Source organism: Mesorhizobium sp. B2-8-3 (genome assembly GCF_006440815.1).
Taxonomy (GTDB): Bacteria; Pseudomonadota; Alphaproteobacteria; order Rhizobiales; family Rhizobiaceae; genus Mesorhizobium.
The window spans coordinates 1-25,423 of the sequence record NZ_VFTW01000036.1 but is presented as its reverse complement, the minus strand read 5'-3'; the positions used below and the strand labels follow the sequence as shown (position 1 = coordinate 25,423).

Here is a 25,423-nt window from a genome sequence, read left to right as displayed (position 1 = left end):
ATCATGCGGCGCCCCGCAATGGATCCGACTGCGAAGATAGCGCGAGACCGTTGGATTCAGAAAATCGTAAGGGTTTTCAAAAGGCTGCATAAACCCTGCTTTAACCCGCCTTTAAACCGCCGCATCTAGTCTTCAACCCGAACGCCATCGGCACCGGGGCAGCAAGCAAGAGCGCATGGCGAACCGCAGAGACAGTCGCATCGAACCGAGCTTCGAGGGATCGCCGCGCGCGAAATCCTCCGAAGGCTTTTCGGTCAGCGAGGAGGATCGTGTCGTGCCGGGCAGTCGTAAATCCGCTTCGAAGGGCAGGTCCGCCAAGGCGAAATCGCGCGGCCGTGGCCGCGACCGCAATCGGCGCGGGCTGCTCGGCATCGCCACGCGGCTTGTCTACTGGTGCTTCGTGCTCTGCATATGGGGCGGTATCGCGACGGCCGGCATCGTCGTCTATTACGGCGCCAAGATGCCGGCGGCGACGACGTGGTCGGTCCCAGACCGTGCGCCAAACATCAAGATCGTCTCGGTCGATGGCGCGCTGATTGCCAATCGCGGTGCGTCGGGCGGCGAGGCCGTCGGCCTGCACGAAATGTCGCCCTATATCCCCGAGGCCGTGGTCGCCATCGAGGACCGGCGCTTCTATTCGCATTTCGGCATCGACCCGATCGGCCTGTCGCGCGCCATGGTCGCCAATCTGCTTGGCGGCCATTTCTCGCAGGGCGGATCGACGCTGACGCAGCAGCTGGCGAAGAACCTGTTCCTGACGCCGGACCGCACGCTGGAGCGCAAGGTCCAGGAAGTGCTGCTCGCGCTGTGGCTCGAGCACAAGCACAGCAAGGACCAGATCCTCGAAATGTACCTCAACCGGGTCTATTTCGGCTCGGGCGCCTATGGCGTCGAGGCGGCCTCGCGGCGCTATTTCGGCAAGAGCGCGCGCGACGTGACGCTTTCGGAAGCCGCGTTGCTGGCGGGCCTGCTGAAGGCGCCGTCCAAGCTTTCGCCGGCGCGCGACCCGAAGGCGGCCGAGGAGCGGGCGCAGCTCGTGCTCGCGGCCATGCGCGAGACCGGCAAGATCAGCGACAAGGAATACAAGACGGCGCTGAGCGCGCCGGCGACGCGCGCGCCGTCCTACTGGACCGGCTCGGAAAACTATGTCGCCGATACGGTGATGGACGAACTCCCGGACCTCATAGGCGATGTGCGCGGCGACATCGTCATCAACACCACGGTCGACCTCAACCTGCAGAAGCTTGCCGAACAGTCGATCCGCCGGCTGATCGACGAGAGCGGCAAGAAGCTCAACGTCACGCAAGGCGCGCTGGTGTCGATCGACGATTCCGGCGCGGTGCGCGCCATGGTCGGCGGCTATGATTATTCGACCAGCCAGTTCGACCGCGCCTCGGAAGCGCGCCGGCAGCCGGGCTCGGCCTTCAAGCCCTTCGTCTATATGGCGGCGCTGGAGGCCGGCCGCACGCCTGACAGCATCCGCAACGACGCGCCGATCAAGATCGGCAAATGGACGCCGGACAATTACGGCGGCAAATATTACGGCAAGGTGACGCTGGCGACAGCTTTGGCCAAGTCGCTCAACTCGGTGGCGGCCCAGCTCACCATGGAAGTCGGCCCCGACGCCGTGGTGGAAGCCGCGCATCGCATGGGCATCCAGTCGGACCTGCAGGCCAACACCTCGATCGCGCTCGGCACCTCGGAGGTGACGCCGCTGGAACTGACCTCGGCCTATGTGCCTTTCGCCAATGGCGGCTACAAGCCGGACATCCACTTCATCCAACGCATCACCACCGCCAACGGCAAGGTGCTCTACGAGAACAGCGGCGGCAGCGCGCCGCGCGTCATCAAGGCCGATATCGTCGGCATGATGAACTCGATGATGACGGGCACCGTCGAGGTCGGCACCGCCAAGAAAGCGGCGTTCAACTGGCCTTCGGCCGGCAAAACCGGCACCAGCCAGAATTCGCGCGATGCCTGGTTCGTCGGCTACACCGCCAATCTCACCACCGGCGTGTGGTTCGGCAATGACGACGGCAGCCCGATGAAGAAGGTCACCGGCGGCGCCCTGCCGGCGCAGGCCTGGCACGAATTCATGGTGGCCGCGCATGAAGGCGTGCCGGTCAGGCCGCTGCCCGGCACCTGGAAGTCGACGCCGTCCGATACGATCGTGCCGGACGAGATCCCGTCGGCTGACGCCTCGCAGCCGCCAGCGCCGCCCGCGGCCGTCGGCCAGTCACAGCCGGTCGCTCCGGCGCCAGCGCCGGTACGTCAGGCGCGCCCGGCCCAGACCGTCGATGCGGACGGCTTCGACATGCCAAGCGACAGCGGATCGACCGCCTCGATCAAGCATCCGGTGCCGCCCGGCAATGTCGGCGGACCGACCAAGAAGCGGCAGACTTCGATCCTCGATATCCTGGGCGGCGGCTGAAGCGGCAACTCGCCCTCTCGTAATGGCAAGCGCCTTCGGCTACATGTCCGGCCGGAGATCAAGTCATGGCCGAGACCGACAGCAGAAAAACCATCGTGCTCACCGGCGCCAGCCGCGGCATCGGCCATGCGACCGTGAAGCGCTTTTCGCGCGAGGGCTGGCGCGTCATCACCTGCTCGCGCCAGGCTTTCGCCGAGGATTGCCCGTGGCCGGCCGGCCCCGAGGACCACATCAAGGTCGACCTCGCCGACCAGGAGGATGTCGGCATCGCCGTCTCGGAAATCCGCCACCGGCTGGAGGCGCATGGCGGACAACTGCACGCGCTGGTCAACAATGCCGGCATCTCGCCGAAGCTGAAAGACGGCAGGCGCATGGATTCGATAGAGACGCCGATGCATGTCTGGCGCGACGTGTTCCAGGTCAATTTCTTCGCGCCGATCATGCTGGCAAGGGGGCTGTTCAAGGAGCTCGCCGCCGCCAAGGGGTCGATCGTCAACGTCACCTCGATCGCAGGCACCCGCGTGCATCCTTTCGCCGGCACGGCCTATGCCACATCGAAAGCGGCGCTCGGCTCGCTGACGCGCGAGATGGCGCATGATTTCGGTCCGCACGGCATCCGCGTCAACGCGATCGCGCCGGGCGAGATCGACACCGCGATCCTTTCGCCCGGCACCGACAAGATCGTCGAAACGATCCCGCTGAGACGGCTTGGCGCCACCTCGGAAGTCGCCGACATCATCTTCTTCCTGTGCTCCGGCCAGGCGTCCTACGTCACCGGCTCGGAAATCCACATCAATGGCGGCCAGCACGTGTGATTGGCTGACTTCAGGCCATGGTGAGGACAGCCTTGCCGCTGATGCCGCGCTGCCGCAGCGCGTCCAGGGCCTGGCCGATGTCCGTCCATGGCACGGTCATCGCCACGCGGGTCTCCAGCCGACCGGCCGCGACCAGATCGAGCAGCGTGGCGATGTCGGCGCCGATGGCCGAGCCGGACGTATAGTAGGCGAAAGTCTGGAGCCTTGCGCCCTCGTGGCCCGGAACGAACTGCCGGAATCCGATCGGCGTGAGCTCGCCGCTGCTCGAGCCGAACATGACGACAGTCCCGCCGGGCGCGACACGCTCGATCGCGTCGGCGAGGCTTTTGCCGCCGACCGACTCGGTGATCAATGAAAATGGTCCCCCGGTCAGTTCGATCGACTCGACGACCCGCTCGGCGCCCAGATCGCGAAGATCATCGTGGTGCCGGGCCGAGGCGATCGCCGTCACCGAAGCGCCTTGCTCGCGGGCGATCTGGATCTGGAAGCGGCCGACCGCGCCGCTCGCGCCGGTGATCAGGACCCGCTGGCCGGCGAGATCGCCACCATGGCGCAAAGTTCTCAGCGCCGTCGTGCCCGCCACCGGGAGCGTGGCTGCGTCGGCGAAGCTGACCACGTCCGGCAGGACGGCAAGGCGGTCGGTCGGAACGGCGACGTGTTCAGCCCAGCCGGCCTGGTCGTTCAAAGCCGCGACGCGCGTGCCGGCAGCCGGGCCGGAGCCATCGGCCGCCGCGCACTCGACAATGCCGACGATGTCCTGGCCAGGGATCCAGCCGTCGGGACGGATGCCGAGCAGGCGCAGCTCGCCACGGTTCAACGATGTTGCATGAACAGCCACCAATGCTTCATTCGTATTGCAGCTTGGCTCATCAATTTCGACGAGCTTCAGCCTGTTCGGACTGTCTGAAGAGATAGCGAGAGCAAGCATGGACCACCTTGAATGACGCTCGAGAGCCGCGATCGATTGCGACGGAAACGGCTCGAAACCTATCGACTTTCGCGGCTGTGGAATTTAGAGATAAAGCCAAATGATCACTAAAAGCCGTCAGATATGAGACAGCCGCTCCGCTGGCCCTGGCTGGATTTCGACGTCGACGACGTGGCCGCGCCGGCGATCGCCATTGGCGTCGATGTCACGGGGACCAAGGCCGAGGTGCCGGCGCATTGGCATCGCAAAGGGCAGCTCGTCTTCGCGCTCGGCGGCGGCGTCACCTGCCGCGTTCCGAGCGGGCTTTGGATGGTGCCGCCGCATTGCGGGGTGTGGGTGCCGAGCCGCATGGAACACAGCAACATCGCGACGGCGAATGCGCGGATTTTCTTCGTCTATATCGAGCCGGGCGCCGCCGAGTTGCCGGACCGGTGCTGCACACTTTCGATCTCGCCGCTGCTGCGCGAGTTGATCATCGAGCTATCGGAGTGCGCGCCGGACGAGCCGAGATGTGATTTCCTGGGAAAGGTCCTGCTTGCCGAGCTGCCACTTATGCCGGTTCAGCAGTTGCACCTGCCGATCTCGGCCGAGCCGCGGTTGCGACGGATCGCCGAAGCGTTGGCGGACGACCCCGCCGATCGCAGCACCTTGGCCGATTGGGCAAACCGCGTTGCGCTCAGCGAAAGCAGCCTGGCGCGCCTCGTGGTGAAGGAGACCGGCTTGAGTTTCGGGCGCTGGCGCCAGCAGCTGCACCTGATCGTAGCACTCAGGGAACTGTCCGCCGGCGCCAGCGTGCAGCAGGTGTCGGGCGATCTCGGCTACGAATCCGTCACCGCCTTCATCACCATGTTCAAGAAAGCGCTGGGCAAGCCGCCGGCCAAATATCTCAGCGATATCGCGCAAAACGGCGGCTCTGCGTTCGTGGCGTGATGCCAATCAAGCGGGCTGCGGGTTGATCTCCATGGCAGGCCCGGCCCGATCGACGGTCTTGCCGGTCACCACCTCGACGATGCCGCGGGCGATCTCGCGTTCGCCCATGATGACGGTGTCGGCGCCGAGGCCTTTCAGATGCTCGACCTCGGCGTCGGAATGCGCGCGGGCAATGACGTTGATCGCCGGATTGGCCGCGCGGGCCCTGAGCACGACCTGCCCCGCCTCGAAGGCGTTGGGGATGGCGAGGATCAGCCGCCTGGCGCCTTCCGGGTTGGCAGCCGCGAAGACATCCGCATTGGCGGCGTTGCCGGCAACGGTTTCGACGCCGTCGTCCCGCAGCTTCGCCAGCGTCTTGTCGGCATCCTCGATGACCAGGAAGGGCAGGGCGGCTTCCTTCAGAGCCACGCCCACCAGGCTGCCGACGCGGCCGTAGCCGATCAGGATGGAATGGCCGGCAAGCGCCGTTTTCGGTGGCGGGCCGTCTTCCTTGCCCGGGGCCGACACCGAAGCGACCTGGCCGGGCTCGGTCGCCGGTCCGATTGGTCGCTGCTCCACGGCCGGCGCGGCATCCTTGCCGGCACGCTTTTCCAGCCAGGGTTTCATCCAGTCCACGATCAGGAACATCAGCGGATTGAGCAGGATCGACAGGATGGCGCCGGCCAGGATCAGGTCGCGGCCCTGCTCTGGCAACAGTTTCAGGCCGACGCCAAGCTCGGCCAGGATGAAGGAAAATTCGCCGATCTGGGCAAGGCTCGCCGAAATCATCAGCGCGGTGGCGATCGGGTAGCGGAAGACAATGACGATGACGAAAGCAGCGATCGACTTGCCGATGACGATGATGGCCAAGGTGGCGAGGATGGGCAGGCCGTTGCTGATCAGGCTGAACGGGTCGAACAGCATGCCAACCGAGACGAAGAACAGCACCGAGAAGGCGTCGCGCAGCGGCAGCGATTCTTCCGCCGCGCGGTGGCTGAGCTCGGATTCGCTCATGATCATGCCGGCGAAGAAGGCGCCGAGCGCCAGCGAGACGCCGAACAGCTTCGCCGCGCCGAAGGCGACGCCGAGCGCGATGGCCAGCACCGCGAGCCGGAACAATTCCCGGGAGCCGGTATGGGCGACGTAATGCAGGATCCATGGAATGACCCTGCGGCCGACCACCAGCATGACGACGACGAAGGCGGCGACCTTGGCGAGCGTGATGCCGACCACGCCCCATATGCCGTAGCTGGCGGGCAGCGAGAGCAGGCTCGCATGGTCGTCGACCTGGGGCTGGCCGCCAAGCACGCCGGCGAGCGCCGGCAAAAGCACCAGCGCCAGCACCATGGCGAGATCCTCGACGATCAGCCAGCCGACGGCGATGCGGCCGCGCTCGGTCTCGATCAGCCGCCGCTCCTGAAGTGCGCGCAAAAGCACCACGGTCGAGGCGACCGAAAGCGCGAGGCCGAAGACCAGGCCGGCCCCCAGCGACCAGCCGAGCAGCCAGGCAAGCCCAACGCCAAGCAGCGTCGCAAAGCCGATCTGCACGATGGCGCCCGGCACGGCGATGGCGCGGACGGACAGAAGGTCCTTCAGCGAAAAATGCAGGCCGACGCCGAACATCAGAAGGATGACGCCGATTTCCGCGAGCTCATTTGCAAGGCTGGCATCGGCGACGAAGCCGGGCGTGTTCGGCCCGACAAGGACGCCGGCGACAAGATAGCCGACGAGCGGCGGGATGCGGAACCGGTTGGCTAAAGCCCCGAAGACAAAAGCAAGCCCCAGACCGGCGACGATGGTGGCGATAAGGGGTGTGTCATGCGGCATTGTCTATGGAGCGCCTTTCAAAAACTGACGATGTCGGATGAGCGCCGTCCAAAGGGCCGACGCCTCCTGGCAATATGGCGGGGAGAGCGGCGATGATGCAACCATCGCCGCGCAGAATCGCAACGGCGCGCGCCGGAAAATCGGCGCCGCGCCGCCAAAGAGGTGGCTCTTAGATCAATCAGGCTTCGAAGCTGCGTTCGTTCCGCCGCTTCATGCCGCCTGAAGCAGGTTCTCGATGTCGGAAATGGTGTGGTTGGTGAGCGTCTTCGGGATTTCCGCCTGTACCTTCTCACCGACCTCCTTGTGCAGTTTCTGGCGCATCTCGCCAAGCACCTGCGGCGGTGCGATCAGCACGACCGCGTCGAACTCGCCGCGATGCGCGAGCTTGTAGAGCCGGTCGGCAATCTCGACGGCAAAGCGTTCCTTGCCGAGACGGTGCCAGTCGGTTTCCTCGACGGCGCTGCGGGGACCCTCGTTGCTCTGGCGGCCTGGCTTGTCGCTGCCTTGCTCGCGCGTGGCGGGGTTCTCCTGCTCCATCTCCTGCACCACTTCCAAATTTGGGAACTTGCTGTCGCCCTGGTTGCGCAGGAAGAGCGCCTTCTCGCCATCGGCCACGACGACCCATAATCCGTGCTTCAGCTTGATGCTCATCGCGTTCCTCCTTGCTTGCATGATTGCCGATCGATGGAGCTTCGGATCGACAAATGGATTGCTAAGCAAACGAGCCGCGAAGCATGATTGTTCCGATCTGGCGGCCGCGCTTAGATCACTCTCAGCCGACGAGGTTGGCGCCGAAACAGCCGAGGTAGGCTTTAATCTACTAACTTAGTAGAATTTAGAAAAAACTGTTTTGCAGCTTTCCCCGTCCGGCGCTAAAAATTACGACGGATCAAGGCAGTTTCTTATGCCGCTCTGGCGGCTTCACTCCCAAGGTAGAATTTTTTTCTCTTGCCTTTCGCGGTTGCGAAAAAGCGATTGCCTGCCGTTCGGCGGCGCGCGAGTGCTTGCCTTCTGATTTTTGGCGTGGCCGCGTAAAACTGCCAAACTGTTCCACTATTGCTCATCGCCATGTCGCCAGCCAACGCCAAGCTCAATGCCTTTCCCGTCTTCATGCGGGTCGACGGCGAAGCCGTAGCCATTGTCGGCAATGGCGAGGAGGCGCTTGCCAAGGCGCGGCTACTTTCGCAATCGAGCGCGGTGCTGCGCATTGTTGCCGACAATGCCAGCGACGGCCTGCTGGATTTCATCGCGTCGGCCGGCGCCGTCCATATCAACGCTGCCTATGAGGCCGTGCATCTCCAAGGTGCCGTCCTGGTGTTCGCGGCCGGCGGCGATGAAGCGGTCGACCGCCGCATAGCCGAGGACGCACGCCGGCTGGGCATCCCGGTCAACGCCGTGGACCGTCCCGATCTCTGCGATTTCTTCACCCCGGCCTTAGTCAACCGGGCGCCGGTGGCGATTGCCATCGGCACCGAAGGCGCCGGACCGGTCCTGGCGCAGATGCTGCGCGGGCGCATCGACCGCATGCTGTCGCCGTCGCTTGGCCGGCTGGCGGCGCTTGCCGCTTCTTTCCGCACTGCCGCCGAGACGCTGCCGAAGGGCCGTCGCCGCCGCCGCTTCTGGAGCGATTTCTTCGCCGGCGCGCCGGCCAAGGCCATCGAAGCCGGCGAATTCGCTCAGGCGCATGGCGCGGCGCTCGAGCTTTTGGCCCAGGATGCTCCGGTTGAAGGACATATCGCGCTGGTCGGCGCCGGTCCGGGCGCGGAGGACCTTTTGACTTTGCGCGCGCATCGCCTGCTGATGGAAGCCGATGCCATCGTCTACGACGCACTGGTGCCGGAGGCGATCGTGGCCATGGGCCGGCGCGACGCCGAGCGCCTGCCGGTCGGCAAGCGCAAGGGCTGCCATTCCAAGAGCCAGGCTGAAATCAATGCGCTGCTCATCGAGCTTGGCCGTGCCGGCAAGCGCGTGGTGCGGCTGAAGTCCGGCGATCCGCTGGTGTTCGGACGCGCCGGCGAGGAAATGGCAGCACTTCGCGAGGCCGGTATCGCCTATGAAGTGGTTCCGGGCGTCACCGCCGCCTTCGCCGCCGCCGCCGATTTCGAGCTGCCGCTGACGCTGCGCGGCGTTTCGTCATCGATGGTGTTCACCACCGGCCACGATCTCAAGGGCAACTCGCTGCCCGACTGGGCCAAGCTCGCCATCTCGGGTGCGACTGTCGCCGTCTATATGGGCCGTTCGGTCGCGGCCGAGGTCGCCGGCCGGCTGATCGAAGCGGGGCTGTCGCCGGACACGGCGGTTGCCGTCGTCGAGAACGCCAGCCTCGGCGAACGCCGCCGTTTCCACGGCACGCTTGCCGACCTGCCGTCGCTGGAGGAGCGCGCCGATCTCACCGGACCGGTGATGACGATCATCGGCGACGCAGTCGCCGGCGCCAATTTTGAACAATCCGAGCCGCTCGCGGCACATAAGCACGAGGGCGCGGCTTCAGCCGTGGCCGAAGGAGTTGAGCAATGAAGGTTCTCACCGCGAACAGGCTCTCCGACGGCATCGCCGTCTGGTACGCCGATGGCGGCTGGGCGGAGACGGTCGGTCATGCCGATATCGCGCATGACAAGGCGACGGAGGACCGGCTGGAAGCGATCGGCGCCGCTGCCGCCGCCAACAACGAAGTCCTGGACGTCAACGTGATCGACGTCACGGTTGTCGATGGCTTGGTGGAGCCGGTGCGGTTGCGCGAGAAGATCCGCGCCGCCGGCCCGACCATCCACCCCGATCTCGGCAAGCAAGCGGCGCGGGCGGTTTAAATCCAAGGTAGGCAGCGGGCGGACGCGCCCTGAAAGACGAAGCATGTACCGTTACGACGAGTTCGACCACGATTTCGTTCAGGCCCGTGTCGCCGAGTTCAGCGACCAGGTGAAGCGCCGGCTTGCCGGCGAAATCAGCGAGGACCAGTTCCGGCCGCTCCGGCTGATGAACGGCGTCTATTTGCAGTTGCATGCCTATATGCTGCGCATTGCGGTGCCCTACGGCACGCTCAACAGCCGGCAATTGCGCATGCTCGGCCACATCGCGCGCAAGTACGACAAGGGCTACGGCCATTTCACCACGCGCCAGAACCTGCAGTTCCACTGGCCGGCGCTCGCCGACGTTCCGGCGATCCTGGCCGATCTCGCCAGCGTCGAGATGCATTGCATCCAGACCAGCGGCAATTGCATCCGCAACGTCACCGCCGACCATTTCGCGGGGGCGGCCGCGGACGAGGTCGCCGATCCGCGTCCCTACGCGGAAATCCTGCGGCAATGGTCCTCGGTCCATCCGGAATTTTCGTACCTGCCGCGCAAGTTCAAGATCGCGGTGACGGGCGCCGAGCGCGACCGGGCTGCTATCCAGGCGCATGACATCGGCCTGCACCTGAAGAAGAACGCGGCCGGCGAACTGGGTTTTGCCGTTTATGTCGGCGGCGGCCTGGGCCGCACGCCGATGATCGCCAAGAAGATCCGAGACTTCCTGCCGGAGGCCGAGTTGCTGTCCTACTGCACGGCGATCCTGCGCGTGTACAACCTCTACGGCCGCCGCGACAACAAGTACAAGGCGCGCATCAAGATCCTGGTGCACGAGACCGGCGTCGAGGAGATCATGCGGCAGATCGAGGCCGAATGGCAGGAGCTCAAGGACACCGATTTGAAGTTGCCGGAGGCCGACATCCAGGCGATCAACGCCTATTTCGCGCCGCCGGCGCTGTTGGCCCGGCCGGAAGGCGATGCCCTCGTCAAGCAAGCGCGGCTCGATTCCAAGAGCTTTTCGGAATGGCTCGACCAGAATGTCGTGACGCATCGCCATCCCGACTACGCGGCGGTGACGATTTCGCTCAAGGGCATCGGCGAGGTGCCCGGCGATGTCACCGACAGTCAGATGGAAGCAGTCGCCGACATCGCAGAGAAGCATGCGTTCGACGAATTGCGCGTCAGCCACGAGCAGAACCTGATCCTGCCGCATGTGGCGCGCGCCGATCTGAAGGCGGTCTATGACGCGCTGGTCGAGATCGGCCTGGCGACCGCCAATTCGAACCTGATCAGCGACATCATCTCCTGCCCGGGCCTCGACTATTGCGCGCTGGCCACGGCGCGTTCCATTCCCGTGGCTCAGGAAATCTCGCGCCGCTTCGCCTCGCTCGAGCGGCAGCGCGAGATCGGCGAATTGAAGCTGAAGATCTCCGGTTGCATCAACGCCTGCGGTCACCACCATGTCGGCCATATCGGTATCCTCGGCGTCGAGAAGAAAGGCTCCGAGCTCTACCAGGTGACGCTCGGCGGCTCGGCCGATGAGAACACCTCGGTCGGCGAGATCATCGGCCGCGGCTTCTCCTCGGAAGAGATCACCGATGCCATCGAGCAGATCGTCGATACCTATCTTGGCCTTCGGCTCAATCCCGAAGAACGTTTTATCGACGCCTACCGCCGTGTCGGTCCCGCGCCGTTCAAGGAGGCGCTCTATGCTGGCGAAACCAAGGCCGCTTGACAGGGTAGTCGGCGTCGAGGCCGGCGTTGCCGCGGAAGCGGCGGGGCTGGACGCGCTGCTCGGCCATCTGAAGCCGATCGAGATCATCGAGCGCTCGGCGCGCGAAGCCTTCCGCGGCGAAGTCGCCGCGGTGTCGTCCTTCGGCGCGGACTCCGCCGTGCTTCTGCACATGATCTCGGAGATCGACCGAACCTTGCCGGTGATCTTCCTCGATACCGGCAAGCATTTCGAGGAGACGCTCGGCTATCGCGACGCGCTGGTCGCCGATTTCGGCCTGACCGATATCAGGGTGATCAAGCCGGAGGAGGCCGCGCTCGAACAGGTCGATCCGACCGGCAGGCTGCATGAGACCAACACCGACGCCTGCTGCAATGTGCGCAAGGTCGAGCCGCTGGCGCGCGGCGTCGAGCCGTTCCGCGCCTGGTTCACCGGGCGCAAGCGCTTCCAGGCTTCGACACGCGCGGCACTGCCCGTCTTCGAGGCGGTCGGCTCGCGCATCCGCATCAATCCGCTGGCGCATTGGACGACCGCCGACCAGGCCGACTACATGCGCGCGCATGCGCTGCGCGAAAATCCGCTGGTCGCCTATGGCTATCTTTCGATCGGCTGCTTTCCCTGCACGCAGCCGGTGCAGCCGGGCGAGGATGCGCGCAGCGGCCGCTGGGCAGGCCACGCCAAGACCGAGTGCGGCATTCACCTCTCCGGTTTGGAAAAGTCGCTGACCGACGCCTCACTTTAGGCTATGCCGATAGTCAGGTGAGGCCGGCCTGCGAACGGCGGCTTCCTGCGCTTCCGGTGCTCACGTACTTGAAGTACGCTCCGCTCCGGGTCTCGGAAGCCACCATTCTCGGCTCGGCCTGACCTGACTCTCGACATACCTTGGATTTTTGAACTTAGGAATTTTGATGACTGGATCGACGACAGGGGGGACCCGCCTCTGGACCCCGGATGGTTTTCGCGAGGATGAGTGGACGCATGCCGAAAGCGCCGAGGCGCTAGCCGGCAATGGCCGCTTCATCCTGCCGCTGCAGGTCTTCCTGGGGCTGGACGAAGAGGTCCGCAAGTCGGCGCGCGAACGCCTTGGCGTGCTGCTGCAGCCTGGCGACGAGCTCGACAAGATAACCGGCCTGCTGGACCATCTGTCGCTGGTGGCGCTCGCCTTCCCCGCCTTCAATGACGGCCGCTCCTTTTCCAAGGGCGAATTGCTGCGCGCCCGGCATGACTTCAAGGGCGCGGTGCGCGCCACTGGGCAAGTTCTGGTCGACCAGTTGCCGCACATGCTGCGGCTCGGCTTCGACGAGTTCGAGGTCTCCAATCCGGTGCTCTTGAAGCGCCTGGAGGAAGGCCGCACCGGTGGCCTGCCGGTCTATTACCAGCCGGCCGTGGAAGTGGAGCCCAGGGGTCCGAAATATTCGTGGCGGCGCAAGCGTCCCAGCTGACGCCGCGGCATCTTTGCAAGCCACGCCGGCGGGCATTCTCTCAGGTGAACGGACGGAAACATCCGCCGGCAGGAGAGGATGCGCTACGACTATGTCATCGCCGGCGGCGGCTCCGCCGGCTCGACGCTTGCCGCCAGGTTTTCCGAAGACCCGTCGAAGACGGTCTGCCTGCTCGCCGCTCTTCTGCTCAAGGGCGTGCGGTGACGCGCGCCATATTGGAGGCGCCGGCGTTGGCGAAGTATCGCGCCAGGGAGATCTACAGCGCCGACGCTTCGAGCGGTGCCGATTTGATGGCGCATATCAGGGCGCGCGCCGACACGATCTACCACCCCGCGGGCACTTGCAAGATGGGCGTCGACGACATGGCCGTGGTCGACCCGCAGCTCAAGGTGCGCGGCTGGAGGGGTTGCGCGTGGTCGACGCCTCGGTGGTGCCGACCCTAATCGGCGGCAACACCAATGCGCCAACGATCATGATCGCCAAGAAGGCCGGGACATGATCCGGGCGACCACCTGACGCTTGGTTTCTTGGTCGGACCAGCCTCTTCGATTTTCCCGGCACGGCGTCGTTCGTGTATGCCGGCAGGTGCAATCAAATTCATCTGGTCAGACCACTTGTGCGATTTTGACTTCCCCTCCCGTTATCTTGCCCTTAGGATAGGGTCATTATTTCGTGCTGCGAAATAAATAGTCAGCTAAGGGAGGAAACGGCATGGCAGGCAAGAAGATATTGATGCTCGTTGGCGAGTTCAGCGAGGAATACGAGATTTTCGTCTTCGAACAGGCCATGCACGCGGTCGGCCACACCGTCCATGTCGTTTGCCCGGACAAGAAGGCCGGCGACGTGCTCAAGACCTCACTGCACGACTTCGAGGGCCACCAGACCTATACCGAAAAACTCGGCCACGACTACATCCTCAACAAGACCTTCGCCGAGGTGAACCCGGCCGACTACGACGCGGTCTACGCGGCGGGCGGGCGCGGGCCGGAATATATCCGCATCGACAAGCGCGTGCAGGCGCTGGTCAGGCATTTCCATGAGACCGGCAAGCCGATCTTCACCATCTGCCATGGCGCGCAGATCCTAATCGCGGTCGATGGCGTGGTGCGCGGCAAGGAAGTGGCGGCGCTGCATTATTGCGAGCCGGAAGTGACGCTTGCCGGCGGCATCTATATCGATGTCGCGCCGACCGGCGCGCATGTCGACGGCAATCTGGTCTCAGCCAAGGGCTGGCCGGGCCTTGCCGCCTTCATGCGGGAATGCCTGAAAGTGCTCGGCACCGAGATCCGCCATGGCGAAGCGCTGATGCGTGACGACCGGAAGGCGGCCTGAATCGTCAGTCGCGGCGCGCGGCTACCGACGCCGCCCGCCGCCTGCATTCTCAGCCTCTGCGCCGCTGAGGCGGTCAAGCAGGTCGCTCAGTTGCCGGGGCACTTCCTTTTCCAGGCGAAATGCGGGCAAGGTGCGCAGAAAGCGCTTGGTCGCTTCGCTGCCCGCCTGCCGCCTGATATCGTTGGCCAATTCGGCGCGCCTGTTGCCTTTGTTGCCGTTCATAGCCCCAAAATCCTGTGTTGGCTTCGAAACTCCTCCAGCCCGCTTATGGTTCCCGCAACGGCATTTGAGGGCAAGCAAAGCCGCGTGGTACGGTAAAATTTGAATTAATTTGGAATGGCAGCCCGACATTGGACGCCAGCGCTTACCCCTTGATTTTTCGCTTCCAAACCTCGATATCGGGCGCAAATCCAGACCAATCCGAATGACGGGAAACGCGATGAGCGACCAGGCAAAAGACGAACGCACGCCCGAAGACATGGAAGCCACCCAGGCTTCCGGCGAGCGTGCGGAAGGTGGCGTCGACGGCGACTACGAAGCGCTGGTGCGGCTGCTGAAGGAAAACGAGGAACTGAAGGACCGCGCGCTGCGCACGGCGGCCGAAATGGAGAATTTGCGGCGGCGCACCGCGCGCGACGTGCAGGACGCCCGCGCCTACGCCGTCGCCAATTTCGCGCGCGACATGCTGTCGGTGTCCGACAATCTGCGCCGCGCGCTGGATGCGATCCCCGCCGAGGCGAAGGCTGGCGGCGACGCCGGTTTCAAGGCGCTGATCGAGGGCGTCGACCTCACTGAGCGCGCCATGCTTTCGGCGCTGGAACGCCATGGCGTGAAGAAACTCGCGCCCGAAGGCGAGAAGTTCGATCCGAACTTCCACCAGGCGATATTCGAGGTGCCCAATCCGGAGGTTCCGGCCGGTACCGTCGTCCAGGTGGTGCAGCCGGGCTATTCGATCGGCGAGCGCGTGCTGCGGCCGGCGATGGTCGGTGTCGCGAAGGGCGGCCCGAAGACGGCCGCCGAGGCCAAGGTCGAGCCGGGCCCGGTGAACGAGCAGGCCGAGAAGGATGCTTGATAGTGAGTAGCGAATAGGGAGTAGTGAGCAGGGGCTGATATTTATCCGCGGCTTCGTGCTATTTCGCTACTCACTATTCGCTACTCACTACTCGCTCAGCCATGAACCCCATCGCGTTGCTCGACTATGCCGGCGTCGCCGTCTTCGCGGCGACGGGCGCGCTTGCCGCGTCGCGCAAAGAACTCGACATCATCGGCTTCCTGTTCCTGGCCAGCGTCACCGGCATCGGCGGCGGGACGCTGCGCGACGTCATTCTCAACCTGCCGGTGTTCTGGGTCGCCAACAGCGGCTATGTGCTGATCTGCGCCGTGGTCGCGGTGCTGGTCTTTTTCAGCGCCCACCGGTTCGAATCCCGCTACAAATTGCTGCTGTGGCTCGATGCCATCGGACTTGCCGCTTTTTCGGTGATGGGCGCGGCCAAGGGGCTGGCGATCGCCGGCTCGCCCGTCGTGTCGGTCATCACGGGAGTGCTGACCGCGACCTTCGGCGGCATTTTGCGCGACCTGCTAGCCGGCGAGCCCTCGGTTCTGCTCAGGCCCGAGATCTATGTCACGGCCGCCCTTGCCGGCGCCACAATCTTCACCCTTGGCGATCTTGCCGGCCTGCCTGCGCTGGTGTCCAGCCTGCTCGGCTTCGCGGGCGCATTCATGGTGCGCGGCGGGGCGCTTAAATTCGGCTGGTCGTTTCCGGCCTATAAGAGCCGGCCGGGGCGAAGGCCGGAGGATATTCCGTGAAGGAGTAGGGGTTAGTGAGTAGTCAGTAGTCAGTAGTCAGTAGTCAGTAGTGACAAAGCTCGAGTGATGGTGTTCACCACTACTCACTACTCACTAGAATCACGCCGCGAAGCGCTGGCCTTCGCCGCCATAGTAGTTGACGTAGCGGGCGCCGATCTCCTTGACCGGCATGACGACGAAGACGTCGACGGTCGAGAATTCGTGATCGATGACGCAGCCGTCGCCGATGCGGGCGCCGACGCGCAGATAGCCCTTGACCAGCGGCGGCATGGCGGCGATCGCCGCCTTGGTGTTCACCGCCTCGATCGGCATCAGATCCATGGAGCAGTAGCGTCCCGGAACCGCGCGGACATCCCAGGCGGAATCGGTGCGGCAATGATGGGCGAGATAGGTCAGCGCCTCGGCATGCGCCGCCGGCACGATGCCATGGAAGGAGGCGCAGCCGGTCATCACGCCGATGCCGTAATGGTTGATATAGGCCCAGATGCCTTGCCAGAGCGCCTCGATGGTGCGCTTTGAGCGGTATTCCGGCAGAACGCAGGAACGGCCGAGCTCGAGGAAGCGCTGGCCGGGATGCCGCGCGATCAGCTTGGTGAGCTCAAACTCGCCCTCGGAATAGAAGCCGCCGGCGGCCGTGGCGATCTCCTGCCGCAGCAAGCGGTAGGTGCCGACGATGCGGCGATGCTCAGGACCGGGAAGGGAGGTATCGGACACAAGAAGGTGATCGCAGAGCGGGTCGAAACGGTCGGCGTCGCGCCGGTCCTGCGCCTGGAACAGGTCCTTCCTCGCGCCAAGCTCGTCGTAGAATACCCGATAGCGCACTTCCTGGGCGGCGGCGATTTCGGCCTCGTTGCGGGCGAGCCGCACTTCGAGGTTGCCGATGCGGCCCAGCGGAGCACCGCTTGCGACGGCGTCGGCGGTACGGGCGGCGAGCAGGGCGCCGCCGGCATTCGGCCGAGTGTCACATTCAGGCACGACTGTATGCACGAGTGATTCTCCTTCGAGCCATCCCTCTTGGCACGGGGATACGGTGTAGGTGCAACAGGATTGTGACAGTACCGTGATACGACGTGGCGGGCAATACTTTGTCGGCTGGGCAATACCCTCAACCGGCTATCTTGTGATCGCGAAAGCCAGGCAAGCCAAGGCGTTCAAGGGTTAAAAATTTCCTCAGGCGGCAACCTGGCCCTCGACTGCCTGGACAAGCGCGTCCGGGTCGAGCGGCTTGGTCACGAAACCGCTGGCGCCATGGGCGAGCACGGCATGCCGGGTCTTTTCCTGGCTGTCGGCCGAAAGCACCATGATCGGGATCGGCGGCATTGCCAGCGACTCTTCATGACGGCGGATGGCGGCGATCGCGTCCAGCCCGTCCATGACAGGCATATGCAGGTCCATCAGCACCACATCGAAGCGGAACTTGAGGCCGGCATCGGTAATGGCATCGACCGCGGCCTTGCCGTTGCCGACGATCTTGACGCGATGCCCGGCCTTCAACAGCGTGGCACGCGCGAGCATGGCGTTGATGTCATTGTCTTCCGCGATCAGCACCGACAGGCCCTGGTCGCGCTTGCGCACCGAGGGCGCCCCGCGCGGCTCCGGCCGCGGCTGGGCGAGCGTGGAGCCATGGCTGGTCAACAGCACCCGCAGCAGGGTCTCGCCGCGCACCGGCCTGGCGAGGAAGGTGGCGTAGCCGCTGGCGCGGAATTCGCCGAGCATGCCGCGATCCGTCGGCGCGATCAGGGTGACGGCCTCGCAGTCGGCGAAGCCCGAGTCGCGCAACCGCTTGAGCAGCCTGCCGTCGCTGTTTTCGAGCGCGGCGTCGATCAGGAGCACGTTGCAGCCGGCGGCGAAGGGGGCGGCCTGGCTTGGTGTCGCCGCGATCTCGACGATGCCGCCATGGGCCCTGATCGTGCGGGCGATGGCATCGGCCTCGATGGCGTTTTTCGACACGATCACCGCCCGCCGGTCGGCAAGGATGTTATGGCGATGCGGCGGCGGCTCGGTCGCGGCGACTGCCGGAAGCTCGAGGACGAATTCGGACCCTTCGCCGAGCCGGCTCGAAACCGAGATCGCGCCGCCCATCGCCGTCGCCAGCCGCTTCGAGATGGCAAGACCGAGACCCGCGCCGCCATGCACCCTGGTCGAGGTGCCGTCGGACTGCTCGAATTCCTCGAAGATGCGCTCCATGTCCTCTTCGCGCAGGCCCGGGCCGCTGTCGGCGACGGTGAAGCAGATGCGGTCCGTGGTTTCGGTGCGAGCGCGCGCCACGGTGAGCAGCACGCCGCCCGCGTCGGTGAACTTCACCGCATTGCCGATGAGGTTGAGCAGCACCTGGCGCACGCGGCCGGGATCGGCGGTGATCATCTGCGGCACGTCGGGCTCGACATGGCAGCCGAGGCCGATGTTCTTGGCGAAGGCCTTCGCGGCCAGAAGCTCGATGATGTTGTCGGCGATTTCGCGCAGCGAGGTCGGCTGCGGCTCGGGCTCGAAGCGGCCTGCCTCGATCTTGGAATAGTCGAGCAGGTCCTCGATGAGCGCGAGCAGCGCGCTGGCCGAGGTGGAAACGGCGCCGACATAGGTGCGCTGCTCGGGCGAGAGGTCGGTGTCGGCAAGCAGCTTCGCCATACCCATGATGCCGTTCATCGGCGTGCGAATCTCATGGCTGACGGTGGCCAGGAAGCGCGATTTGGCCAGGCTGGCGTATTCGGCCCGTTCGCGCGCGGTGATCAGTGAGGATTCGGCGCGCTTGCGGGCTGTGATGTCGCGGGCGATCGCGCGGTGCGAGACCGCGCCCGTGTCCTTGTCGCGCACCGACAATTCGATCCAGGAGAACCAGCGCGGCCCGTTCGGGGTGCGGATCGCGACATCGGTGGAACTCAGGCATTCATGATCGGAGAAGGCGGCGTCGGGAACGATGCCGACATCGATGCCAAGCTCGGACAAGGTCTTGCCCGCAAGATCGCGCGCGTCGACCTCGACAAGCGAGGCGAAGACGCTGTTGGCGTAAACGATATGGCCGTCGCGATCACGGTGGACGACGAGGTCGCCAAGCGCGTCGATCAGGCCGCGGAAGCGTTCCTCGCTCTCCTGCATCTCCCACATGCGATCGGCGAGAGTCTCGATCTCGGCGCGGCTGCGGGCGGCGGTCTCATCGAGAAGCGCTGCGGTGCGCCGCTCGTCGCGACGGCTGCGCAGATGCATGGCAAGGCCGGCAAGCGCGGCGGCGGCAAGGCCGATTGTGATGATGAGCGGCGCGCCGGTAAGATGCGCCAGCCCCGCCATGACGGCGATGGCGACGATCGTCAGGAACGGCAAGCCTTCGTGGCTCGCCGCGGGCAATTCAGGAGCCAGCGGCGGCGCGACGAGCACCCGCCGCTTCGGCGCATTGGGTATGAGCCTGTCAGCGCCCGCGGCTTTGCTGTCCTGTCTGATATCGGAGTCCGCGACCATGCGCAGACCATGCCAGACAGAAATTATGGAAGACTGGGACGGATCGTTCGAATTTTAGCGATTGCGCGGATTCTAACCACCGCATGCGCGGGCGAAACCGCCATTTCCAGCTACATATCGACGACGACGCGGCCCCTGATCTTGCCTTCGACGATGTCGCGCGCGGCGGCGACAATGCCGTCGAAACCGATCGTGCGCGACAATGTCGACAGCTTCTTCAAGTCGAGATCGGTGCCGATGCGGCGCCATGCCTCCAGGCGGACCGCCTTCGGCGCCATCACCGAATCGATGCCCAGCAGCGAGACGCCACGCAGGATGAAGGGCGCGACGCTTCCCGGCAGGTCCATGCCGCCGGCCAGACCGCAAGCGGCGATCGCGCCGCCGTAGAAGGTCATCGACAGCGCATTGGCCAAGGTATGGCTGCCGACCGAGTCGACGCCGCCTGCCCAGCGCTCCTTGGCGAGCGGCTTCGCCGGCTGGCTGAGCTCCTCGCGCGAGATCACCTCGGCCGCGCCGAGGTCGATCAGATAGGGGCTCTCGGCGTTGCGGCCGGTCGAGGCGATGACATGGTAGCCGAGGCTCGACAGGATCGAGATGGCGACCGAGCCGACGCCACCGGCAGCACCCGTCACCACCACCGGGCCGCGGTCCGGCACGATGCCGTGCCGCTCCAACGCCATGACGGAGAGCATTGCCGTGTAGCCCGCCGTGCCGACGGCCATCGCATCATGCGCGCTCATGCCCTCGGGCAGCGGCACCAGCCAGTCGCCCTTGACGCGCGCCCGGCCGGCATAGGCGCCGTGATGCGTCTCGCCGACGCCCCAGCCGTTGAGGATCACCTTGTCACCCTTGCGCCAGTCGGCATGCGAGGAGGAGATCACGGTGCCGGCGAAATCGATGCCTGGAACCAGCGGCCAGTGGCGCACGACCGGCGCCTTGCCGGTGATGGCGAGCCCGTCCTTGTAGTTCACCGTCGTCGCCTCGACGGCGACGGTGACATCGCCTTCCATCAGGTCGGCCTCGGCGAGGTCGACGACATCGACGGACTGCTTCTTCTCCGCATCGCGCGAAACGAGGATGGCTTTGAAGGTATCCGACATTTTTTTCTCCTCGGTTCTGGCTGTTGAGAAGTCTGCGGTTTCAACCGCGTGAGGTCAATTGCCCGGATCCTGCGGCTTGGCCTCGCGGCCCCAGCCGATCAGCTCGTCGAAGACGACAAGCGCGGCGCCGACCGAGATGAAGGCATCGGCGAGATTGAACACCGCGAAGGACCAGACGGGCGTGTGGAACAGGATGTAGTCGATGACGTGGCCGTAGACGGCGCGGTCGATGAGGTTGCCGAGGGCGCCGCCGATGATGAGCGCAAAGCCGATGCGGGCGACGACATGGCCGGCAGGCGTGCGCGCGGCGAGGTAGAGCACGAAGGCGACGACCAGCACGGCGATGACCACCAGGCCGGTATCGCCGAAGGACTGGAACATCGAGAAGGCGATGCCGGTGTTGTAGGTGCGGAACAGCGCCAGGAACGGCAGGAGATCGACCTTCTCCTGAAAGGCGAGACCGTTCTCGACCAGTTGCTTGATCCACTGGTCGAGCGCAATGGCGATGACGACCAGCACGACGTAAGGGGACCAGGATTTCACTTAGCAGTCCTCATCGGCTGTCGTTGGCAGGCTCGAGCTTCAACGCGCCGCGCCGGATCTCGAACAACATCACGCCGGTGGCGACCGCCAGATTGAGCGAATCGGCCCGGCCTGCCTGGGGGATTCTGAGCAGCCGGTCGCAGCTTTCGGCGAGGCTGTCCGGCAGGCCCTGCTGCTCGTTGCCCATGAGCAGCAAGACCGGCCCCCTGGAGAAATCGACGGAGCGATAGTCGACCGCGCCCTTGAGGTGCGTTCCGGCGACCAGCCCGGAAAAATCGCGCCGCCAGGCAAGGAAGGCCTGCTCGGTCGCCCTGGCGACCGGCACGGCGAAGATCGAGCCCATGGTGGCGCGCACCGTCTCCAGCGAGAACGGGTCGGTGGTGTCGCCGACCAGGATGACGCCCTTGGCGCCGACGGCGTCGACGGTGCGGATCACGGTGCCGAGATTGCCCGGGTCGCGCACCCGGTCGAGCGCCACCCAGACGTCGCCGTCCCTGGCGCGGATGTCCTTCAGCGGCACGGTCTGCTGCGCAAAGACACCGACCACCATTTGCGGGTTTTCACGGCGGGTGATGGCCGCGAGCACCTTTTCCGAGACTTCGAGCACCGTGCCGCCGGCGGCAACGGTCCGCGCGGCGGTCTTTTCGACGGCCGCGTTGCCGCGTCCGGCCTTGGCGAAGACCAAGGTCCTGATCGACCAGCCGAGGTCTAGCGCGTCGATGACCAGCTTCAGGCCCTCGGCCATGAAGGCGTTCTGCTGGTCGCGGAATTTCTTGAGCGCCAGCGCCTTGATGTCCTTGACCAGGGGATTGGCAAGGCTGGTGACTTCCTTGACCTGCCCGACAGGGCGCGCGCCGTCATGTGCCGTCATTCAAGCCACCCAGCGCGAGAACAGCGAGGTCGACAGCACGCGGCCGGCCGATTTCTCGCGAATGATCAGTTCGCCGGATTCGATCGTGCCGCCCATGCCGGCGAAGGTATCGCGCATCAGCGCATGGATGGCGAAGAAGGAGGCGCGGATCGAATAGGCGGTGAGAACGACGGCGAGCGGCTTCGGCGTCAGGATCGAGCGGCAGAGGTCGGTGAGGCCCGGCAGGTCCTCGAACAATTGCCAGACCTCGCCCTTGGGACCGCGGCCATAGGCCGGCGGGTCGAACAGCACGATGTCGTAGCGGCTGCCGCGGCGCTCCTCGCGCTCCGCGAACTTCACCGCGTCCTCCACGATCCAGCGGATCGGCTTGTCGGCAAGGCCGGCCATTTCCTGGTTCTCGCGCGCCCAGCCGATCGCCTTCTTCGAGGCATCGACATGGGTGACCTCGGCGCCGGCGCGGGCCGCCACCAGCGAGGCAAGACCGGTATAGCCGAACAGGTTCAGCACCTTGACCGGACGCTTCGCCGCCGCGATCAGCCCCGCCATATGGTCCCAATGCGAAGCCTGTTCCGGAAAGACGCCGACGTGACGAAACGAGGTGAAACGGCCGAGATAGTCGATGCCGTCATGCTTCATCGGCCAGGTTTCGCCAAGCGGCGCCTTAGGAAAGCGCCAGCGGCCGATGCCTTCCTCATCGGTGTCGCCGGTGAAGATGGCGTCGGCGCGCTGCCATTCCTTCGCCGGAAGGGCCCGCTGCCAGATCGCTTGGCCTTCGGGACGCACGATGCGGTAGGGGCCGTATTGCTCGAGCTTCTCGCCGGCGCCGCTGTCCAGCAGCGCGTAATCGGCGTTGGGCGCGACTTCGAGGATCAATGGCAGGCGCTCGGCGGGCAGCACGCCCTCGCGGCGCGCGAGCACGCGCGGCGCCGGTTTGGCGTCCTGCCGGTCCGCCGGTCTCGTTTCACGTCGCTCGGCGGGTGCGGCCTGCTGCCGTCCGGCCGGGGACGCATCACGCGGGCGGGGCTGTTCCGCCCTTGCGGGATGCGGGCGGCCATCGCGGCGTTTGTCGCGAAAAGATTTCAAGAAAGATCATCTCCGGCGGTTCGGCCCGCTTCTGCCACAGCTCAGCCCACCGGCGCAATAAAGCGCGGCTCATTCAATGGTGGGTCATCAGCCTTGCCGGAGACCGAGCAGGCCGAAACAAAGCGAAATGAAGCCAAGCGCCTTCGCCACGGTCACCGCCATGTGGCCGGTCTCCCAACGGAGCCGGACGGCCTCGAAATTGTCCGGGATCGGTCCGGGCGTCCAGGTCGCAAGACTGTCGTTGGCGGGTTTGACGAGGCCGAACCAGAGCGCCAGCGAGACCGCATAAAGCAATGCGGCTGCGAGCACGAACCGGAAGGCAAGCGGGTCTTGACGCAGCATCCAGGCAAGCAGCGCCGGACAGAGGATCGCCACGACGTCCAACGGCGCTCCGATCACGGCAAAGAGCTGGAACTGCGCGTTGAAGACCGTCGCCTCACGCCAGAGCGCCGGCGACCATCTGGTCAACCTGGGCAGCGATTCCAGCACATGGGCAAAGGAGGGCCCAAGGCTGAGCGCCGCGACGAAAGCAGTCAGCACCGACCAGAACAGCAGGAATCCGCGCATCTCCATTGCGCACACAACGGGAACAGGACGCAGGCGTTCCGTGGCATCTGTCTGCTTGCCGTGATGCGCGGGCCAGCCCTATTGTCCAGCACATCGGTTAGCCAATCATGTCCCGTTCAGCCCGCCTGCTCGACCTTGTCCAGATCCTGCGCCGCCACCGCCGGCCGGTGAGTGGCCGCATGCTTGCGGACGAGATGGGCGTCTCGATCCGCACGCTCTATCGCGATATCGCGACGCTGCAGGGGCAGGGCGCGCCGATCGAAGGCGAGGCCGGGCTTGGCTATGTGCTGAAGCCCGGCTTCATGCTGCCGCCTTTGATGTTCAGCGATGAGGAGATCGAGGCGATCGTGCTCGGGTCGCGCTGGGTGGCGAAGCAGCCGGATAGAAGGTTGGCCGCCGCCGCGGCCGATGCGCTGGCAAAGATCGCGGCGGTGCTGCCGGATGATTTGCGCGAGGACCTCGACGCAACAACGCTGCTTGTCGGACCGCGATCGGAAAGCGTCGAAACGATCGACCTCGGTGTCGTGCGGCAGGCGATCCGCGAGGAGCGCAAGCTCGGTTTCCTCTATCGCGATGCCGGCGGTTCGACGTCGAAGCGCGTGGTCTGGCCATTCGCGCTCGCCTTCTTCGACAAGGTACGGGTGATGGCGGCGTGGTGCGAGACGCGCCAGGATTTCCGGCATTTCCGCGCCGACCGGATATCCGACCTGACAGCGACCGACATCCGCTATCCGCGCCGCCGCCAGGCGATGCTGAAAGAATGGCGGGCGACGCTCGGTGCGCCGGGTCAGAATGGAGCGAAAGACGCTTCCGGCTGATCGATGCTGCCAGAATCTGACAGCAGGCCAACGTATGGTTCTCAAGGTTCAGACACTTTGGAGATCAGACATGACCACGCCGAATTTCGTCATCCTCTATGTCGACAGCCCGGAAAGGAGTGGTGCGTTCTACGCCTCGTTGCTTGGACGCGAGCCGGTCGAATCCTCGCCGACCTTCGCGATGTTCGTGCTCGACAAGGGTTTCAAGCTCGGCCTCTGGTCACGTCGCACGGTGGAGCCGGCTGCGACGGCCACAGGCGGTGGTGGCGAGCTTGTGCTTGCCGTCGAGAACGCGGCGGCGGTCGATGCCACTTACGCGGATTGGACTGGCAGAGGCCTCAACGTGCTGCAGGCCCCAACCGATCTCGATTTCGGCCGTACTTTCGTCGCGCTCGATCCGGACAATCATCGTCTGCGCGTCTACTGGCCGTTCGAGGGAGCGCAAGGATGAGCGCCTTCTGGGTTGCCGTCGCATCGGCCGAGCACGTGCGGATCGGCCGCAAAGATGGCTTCATGCAGGTCAATCACGGCAAGGCGGCCCCGTTGCGCCGTATCAAGCCGGGCGACGGCATCGTCTACTACTCGCCGAGCACCGTGCTCGGCGAGAAGGACGGGCTGCATTCTTTCACGGCGATAGGCACGGTGCGGCAAGGGGAAGTCTATGAGGGCGTCATGGGCGGCGGGTTCACGCCTGCGCGGCGCGACGTCGACTGGCGCGAGGCCAAGGAAGCGCCGATCAAGCCGTTGCTCGGCAGGCTCGATTTTACGGCGGGCAAGCCGAACTGGGGCTACCAGTTGCGCTTCGGCCTGTTCGAGATCAGCGAACGCGATTTCCGGCTGATCGGCGAAGCGATGGGGGCCAACCTGACCTAGGTCGTTGCTTGATGCATGTCGTTGTCGCAAAACTGGAGTGCGCCCCTGGGGGTGGACAGGTCGGCTTGATGAATTGACCAGGCTTGCCGGGTTTCCGAAAGTGGAGCCGA

General features: G+C 65.1%; 27 protein-coding genes and 1 pseudogene. 17 read left to right on the top strand and 11 right to left on the bottom strand.

Annotated elements, in window-relative coordinates; translation table 11 throughout:
• Window positions 1-175: 175 nt before the first annotated feature.
• Window positions 176-2,431: a transglycosylase domain-containing protein gene (locus FJ418_RS29815; RefSeq protein WP_140710174.1), complete on the top strand. Its 2,256-nt coding sequence runs from the start codon at window positions 176-178 to the stop codon at window positions 2,429-2,431.
• A 65-nt stretch (window positions 2,432-2,496) separates the two neighbouring features.
• Complete coding sequence (locus FJ418_RS29810) at window positions 2,497-3,246, top strand: SDR family oxidoreductase (protein WP_140644591.1); 750 nt, start codon at window positions 2,497-2,499, stop codon at window positions 3,244-3,246.
• Window positions 3,247-3,256: 10 nt separating this feature from the next.
• Here the strand turns inward: FJ418_RS29810 and FJ418_RS29805 are convergent, their stop codons facing one another.
• Complete coding sequence (locus FJ418_RS29805) at window positions 3,257-4,174, bottom strand: zinc-binding dehydrogenase (RefSeq protein WP_140871781.1); 918 nt, start codon at window positions 4,172-4,174, stop codon at window positions 3,257-3,259.
• A 123-nt stretch (window positions 4,175-4,297) separates the two neighbouring features.
• Here FJ418_RS29805 and FJ418_RS29800 point away from each other — a divergent pair, with 123 nt between their 5' ends.
• Window positions 4,298-5,104, top strand: a complete 807-nt coding sequence (locus FJ418_RS29800) for a helix-turn-helix transcriptional regulator (protein WP_140871779.1) — start codon at window positions 4,298-4,300, stop codon at window positions 5,102-5,104.
• Window positions 5,105-5,110: 6 nt separating this feature from the next.
• On the opposite strand, the gene ybaL is transcribed toward FJ418_RS29800, so the two are convergent.
• Window positions 5,111-6,910, bottom strand: coding sequence for a YbaL family putative K(+) efflux transporter (gene ybaL / locus FJ418_RS29795; RefSeq protein ID WP_181167144.1), 1,800 nt, complete (start codon window positions 6,908-6,910; stop codon window positions 5,111-5,113).
• 37 nt (window positions 6,911-6,947) lie between these two features.
• Here ybaL and FJ418_RS29790 point away from each other — a divergent pair, with 37 nt between their 5' ends.
• Window positions 6,948-7,133 (top strand): hypothetical protein, encoded by a 186-nt coding sequence (locus tag FJ418_RS29790; RefSeq protein ID WP_140871777.1) that lies wholly within the window; start codon window positions 6,948-6,950, stop codon window positions 7,131-7,133.
• Here FJ418_RS29790 and FJ418_RS29785 read toward each other — a convergent pair.
• Entirely contained in the window at window positions 7,121-7,561 is a 441-nt protein-coding gene (locus tag FJ418_RS29785) for a host attachment family protein (RefSeq protein ID WP_140644587.1), read from the bottom strand. The genes FJ418_RS29790 and FJ418_RS29785 overlap by 13 nt on opposite strands.
• A gap of 417 nt (window positions 7,562-7,978) precedes the next feature.
• Here FJ418_RS29785 and cysG point away from each other — a divergent pair, with 417 nt between their 5' ends.
• The 8 genes and pseudogenes from cysG (at window position 7,979) to FJ418_RS29745 (ending at window position 14,202) form a co-directional block, all read left to right on the top strand.
• Window positions 7,979-9,427 carry a siroheme synthase CysG gene (cysG, locus tag FJ418_RS29780; protein WP_140871775.1) on the top strand — a complete coding sequence of 483 codons (1,449 nt, stop codon included), beginning with the start codon at window positions 7,979-7,981 and terminating at the stop codon, window positions 9,425-9,427.
• The gene (locus tag FJ418_RS29775) at window positions 9,424-9,717 is read left to right on the top strand and encodes a DUF2849 domain-containing protein (protein WP_140871773.1); all 294 of its coding nucleotides are present in this window, start codon (window positions 9,424-9,426) and stop codon (window positions 9,715-9,717) included. The genes cysG and FJ418_RS29775 overlap by 4 nt, the downstream gene beginning before the upstream one ends.
• A gap of 43 nt (window positions 9,718-9,760) precedes the next feature.
• A complete protein-coding gene (locus FJ418_RS29770) occupies window positions 9,761-11,431 on the top strand; it encodes a nitrite/sulfite reductase (protein ID WP_140784530.1) in 1,671 nt (556 codons plus the stop codon).
• The gene (locus FJ418_RS29765; protein WP_140784529.1) at window positions 11,406-12,170 is read left to right on the top strand and encodes a phosphoadenylyl-sulfate reductase; all 765 of its coding nucleotides are present in this window, start codon (window positions 11,406-11,408) and stop codon (window positions 12,168-12,170) included. The genes FJ418_RS29770 and FJ418_RS29765 overlap by 26 nt, the downstream gene beginning before the upstream one ends.
• Window positions 12,171-12,336: 166 nt before the next feature.
• Entirely contained in the window at window positions 12,337-12,870 is a 534-nt protein-coding gene (locus FJ418_RS29760) for a DUF934 domain-containing protein (protein WP_140871771.1), read from the top strand.
• Between the two features lie 78 nt (window positions 12,871-12,948).
• Window positions 12,949-13,074, top strand: a complete 126-nt coding sequence (locus tag FJ418_RS29755) for a GMC family oxidoreductase N-terminal domain-containing protein (protein ID WP_140871813.1) — start codon at window positions 12,949-12,951, stop codon at window positions 13,072-13,074.
• A pseudogene (locus FJ418_RS29750) lies at window positions 13,074-13,386 on the top strand (GMC oxidoreductase); the annotation flags it as partial. The gene FJ418_RS29755 and the pseudogene FJ418_RS29750, both read left to right, overlap by 1 nt.
• A 195-nt stretch (window positions 13,387-13,581) precedes the next feature.
• On the top strand, window positions 13,582-14,202 hold the full coding sequence (locus FJ418_RS29745) for a DJ-1/PfpI family protein (RefSeq protein ID WP_140644581.1): 621 nt from the start codon (window positions 13,582-13,584) through the stop codon (window positions 14,200-14,202).
• A gap of 21 nt (window positions 14,203-14,223) precedes the next feature.
• Here the strand turns inward: FJ418_RS29745 and FJ418_RS29740 are convergent, their stop codons facing one another.
• The gene (locus tag FJ418_RS29740; protein WP_319023000.1) at window positions 14,224-14,391 is read right to left on the bottom strand and encodes a hypothetical protein; all 168 of its coding nucleotides are present in this window, start codon (window positions 14,389-14,391) and stop codon (window positions 14,224-14,226) included.
• A gap of 250 nt (window positions 14,392-14,641) precedes the next feature.
• Here FJ418_RS29740 and grpE point away from each other — a divergent pair, with 250 nt between their 5' ends.
• Entirely contained in the window at window positions 14,642-15,274 is a 633-nt protein-coding gene (gene grpE / locus FJ418_RS29735; RefSeq protein WP_140644579.1) for a nucleotide exchange factor GrpE, read from the top strand.
• A 101-nt stretch (window positions 15,275-15,375) separates the two neighbouring features.
• Window positions 15,376-16,008, top strand: a complete 633-nt coding sequence (locus tag FJ418_RS29730; protein WP_140871769.1) for a trimeric intracellular cation channel family protein — start codon at window positions 15,376-15,378, stop codon at window positions 16,006-16,008.
• Between the two features lie 99 nt (window positions 16,009-16,107).
• Here FJ418_RS29730 and FJ418_RS29725 read toward each other — a convergent pair whose 3' ends face one another.
• From FJ418_RS29725 to FJ418_RS29695, 7 genes are all read right to left on the bottom strand, one after another.
• Window positions 16,108-16,995 carry a GNAT family N-acetyltransferase gene (locus FJ418_RS29725; RefSeq protein WP_140644577.1) on the bottom strand — a complete coding sequence of 296 codons (888 nt, stop codon included), beginning with the start codon at window positions 16,993-16,995 and terminating at the stop codon, window positions 16,108-16,110.
• 183 nt (window positions 16,996-17,178) lie between these two features.
• Window positions 17,179-19,458 (bottom strand): PAS domain-containing hybrid sensor histidine kinase/response regulator, encoded by a 2,280-nt coding sequence (locus FJ418_RS29720; RefSeq protein ID WP_140871767.1) that lies wholly within the window; start codon window positions 19,456-19,458, stop codon window positions 17,179-17,181.
• Between the two features lie 110 nt (window positions 19,459-19,568).
• On the bottom strand, window positions 19,569-20,558 hold the full coding sequence (locus FJ418_RS29715) for an MDR family oxidoreductase (RefSeq protein WP_140871765.1): 990 nt from the start codon (window positions 20,556-20,558) through the stop codon (window positions 19,569-19,571).
• A 54-nt stretch (window positions 20,559-20,612) separates the two neighbouring features.
• Complete coding sequence (lspA, locus tag FJ418_RS29710) at window positions 20,613-21,101, bottom strand: signal peptidase II (RefSeq protein ID WP_140644574.1); 489 nt, start codon at window positions 21,099-21,101, stop codon at window positions 20,613-20,615.
• A 10-nt stretch (window positions 21,102-21,111) separates the two neighbouring features.
• Complete coding sequence (locus FJ418_RS29705) at window positions 21,112-21,972, bottom strand: RNA methyltransferase (RefSeq protein WP_140784525.1); 861 nt, start codon at window positions 21,970-21,972, stop codon at window positions 21,112-21,114.
• A complete protein-coding gene (locus FJ418_RS29700) occupies window positions 21,973-23,055 on the bottom strand; it encodes a class I SAM-dependent rRNA methyltransferase (protein WP_140784524.1) in 1,083 nt (360 codons plus the stop codon).
• A gap of 87 nt (window positions 23,056-23,142) precedes the next feature.
• Window positions 23,143-23,628: a DUF1772 domain-containing protein gene (locus tag FJ418_RS29695; RefSeq protein ID WP_140871763.1), complete on the bottom strand. Its 486-nt coding sequence runs from the start codon at window positions 23,626-23,628 to the stop codon at window positions 23,143-23,145.
• A gap of 101 nt (window positions 23,629-23,729) precedes the next feature.
• On the opposite strand from FJ418_RS29695, the gene FJ418_RS29690 reads away from it, so the two are divergent.
• The 3 genes from FJ418_RS29690 to FJ418_RS29680 all read left to right on the top strand — a co-directional run bounded on the left by FJ418_RS29690 (window position 23,730) and on the right by FJ418_RS29680 (window position 25,313).
• Window positions 23,730-24,440: a YafY family protein gene (locus FJ418_RS29690; RefSeq protein WP_140871761.1), complete on the top strand. Its 711-nt coding sequence runs from the start codon at window positions 23,730-23,732 to the stop codon at window positions 24,438-24,440.
• Between the two features lie 70 nt (window positions 24,441-24,510).
• The gene (locus FJ418_RS29685) at window positions 24,511-24,891 is read left to right on the top strand and encodes a VOC family protein (protein WP_140871759.1); all 381 of its coding nucleotides are present in this window, start codon (window positions 24,511-24,513) and stop codon (window positions 24,889-24,891) included.
• A complete protein-coding gene (locus FJ418_RS29680) occupies window positions 24,888-25,313 on the top strand; it encodes an EVE domain-containing protein (protein WP_140784520.1) in 426 nt (141 codons plus the stop codon). The genes FJ418_RS29685 and FJ418_RS29680 overlap by 4 nt, the downstream gene beginning before the upstream one ends.
• Window positions 25,314-25,423: the final 110 nt, after the last annotated feature.

What these genes read in the sequence shown, in the direction of transcription:
- FJ418_RS29815 (WP_140710174.1), top strand. Translation starts at nt 176, where the DNA reads ATGGCGAACCGCAGAGACAGTCGCATCGAACCGAGCTTCGAGGGATCG.
- FJ418_RS29810 (WP_140644591.1), top strand. Translation starts at nt 2,497, where the DNA reads ATGGCCGAGACCGACAGCAGAAAAACCATCGTGCTCACCGGCGCCAGC.
- FJ418_RS29805 (WP_140871781.1), bottom strand. Translation starts at nt 4,174, where the DNA reads ATGCTTGCTCTCGCTATCTCTTCAGACAGTCCGAACAGGCTGAAGCTC.
- FJ418_RS29800 (WP_140871779.1), top strand. Translation starts at nt 4,298, where the DNA reads ATGAGACAGCCGCTCCGCTGGCCCTGGCTGGATTTCGACGTCGACGAC.
- ybaL (WP_181167144.1), bottom strand. Translation starts at nt 6,910, where the DNA reads ATGCCGCATGACACACCCCTTATCGCCACCATCGTCGCCGGTCTGGGG.
- FJ418_RS29790 (WP_140871777.1), top strand. Translation starts at nt 6,948, where the DNA reads ATGAGCGCCGTCCAAAGGGCCGACGCCTCCTGGCAATATGGCGGGGAG.
- FJ418_RS29785 (WP_140644587.1), bottom strand. Translation starts at nt 7,561, where the DNA reads ATGAGCATCAAGCTGAAGCACGGATTATGGGTCGTCGTGGCCGATGGC.
- cysG (WP_140871775.1), top strand. Translation starts at nt 7,979, where the DNA reads ATGTCGCCAGCCAACGCCAAGCTCAATGCCTTTCCCGTCTTCATGCGG.
- FJ418_RS29775 (WP_140871773.1), top strand. Translation starts at nt 9,424, where the DNA reads ATGAAGGTTCTCACCGCGAACAGGCTCTCCGACGGCATCGCCGTCTGG.
- FJ418_RS29770 (WP_140784530.1), top strand. Translation starts at nt 9,761, where the DNA reads ATGTACCGTTACGACGAGTTCGACCACGATTTCGTTCAGGCCCGTGTC.
- FJ418_RS29765 (WP_140784529.1), top strand. Translation starts at nt 11,406, where the DNA reads ATGCTGGCGAAACCAAGGCCGCTTGACAGGGTAGTCGGCGTCGAGGCC.
- FJ418_RS29760 (WP_140871771.1), top strand. Translation starts at nt 12,337, where the DNA reads ATGACTGGATCGACGACAGGGGGGACCCGCCTCTGGACCCCGGATGGT.
- FJ418_RS29755 (WP_140871813.1), top strand. Translation starts at nt 12,949, where the DNA reads ATGCGCTACGACTATGTCATCGCCGGCGGCGGCTCCGCCGGCTCGACG.
- FJ418_RS29745 (WP_140644581.1), top strand. Translation starts at nt 13,582, where the DNA reads ATGGCAGGCAAGAAGATATTGATGCTCGTTGGCGAGTTCAGCGAGGAA.
- grpE (WP_140644579.1), top strand. Translation starts at nt 14,642, where the DNA reads ATGAGCGACCAGGCAAAAGACGAACGCACGCCCGAAGACATGGAAGCC.
- FJ418_RS29730 (WP_140871769.1), top strand. Translation starts at nt 15,376, where the DNA reads ATGAACCCCATCGCGTTGCTCGACTATGCCGGCGTCGCCGTCTTCGCG.
- FJ418_RS29720 (WP_140871767.1), bottom strand. Translation starts at nt 19,458, where the DNA reads ATGGTCGCGGACTCCGATATCAGACAGGACAGCAAAGCCGCGGGCGCT.
- FJ418_RS29715 (WP_140871765.1), bottom strand. Translation starts at nt 20,558, where the DNA reads ATGTCGGATACCTTCAAAGCCATCCTCGTTTCGCGCGATGCGGAGAAG.
- FJ418_RS29705 (WP_140784525.1), bottom strand. Translation starts at nt 21,972, where the DNA reads ATGACGGCACATGACGGCGCGCGCCCTGTCGGGCAGGTCAAGGAAGTC.
- FJ418_RS29695 (WP_140871763.1), bottom strand. Translation starts at nt 23,628, where the DNA reads ATGGAGATGCGCGGATTCCTGCTGTTCTGGTCGGTGCTGACTGCTTTC.
- FJ418_RS29690 (WP_140871761.1), top strand. Translation starts at nt 23,730, where the DNA reads ATGTCCCGTTCAGCCCGCCTGCTCGACCTTGTCCAGATCCTGCGCCGC.
- FJ418_RS29685 (WP_140871759.1), top strand. Translation starts at nt 24,511, where the DNA reads ATGACCACGCCGAATTTCGTCATCCTCTATGTCGACAGCCCGGAAAGG.
- FJ418_RS29680 (WP_140784520.1), top strand. Translation starts at nt 24,888, where the DNA reads ATGAGCGCCTTCTGGGTTGCCGTCGCATCGGCCGAGCACGTGCGGATC.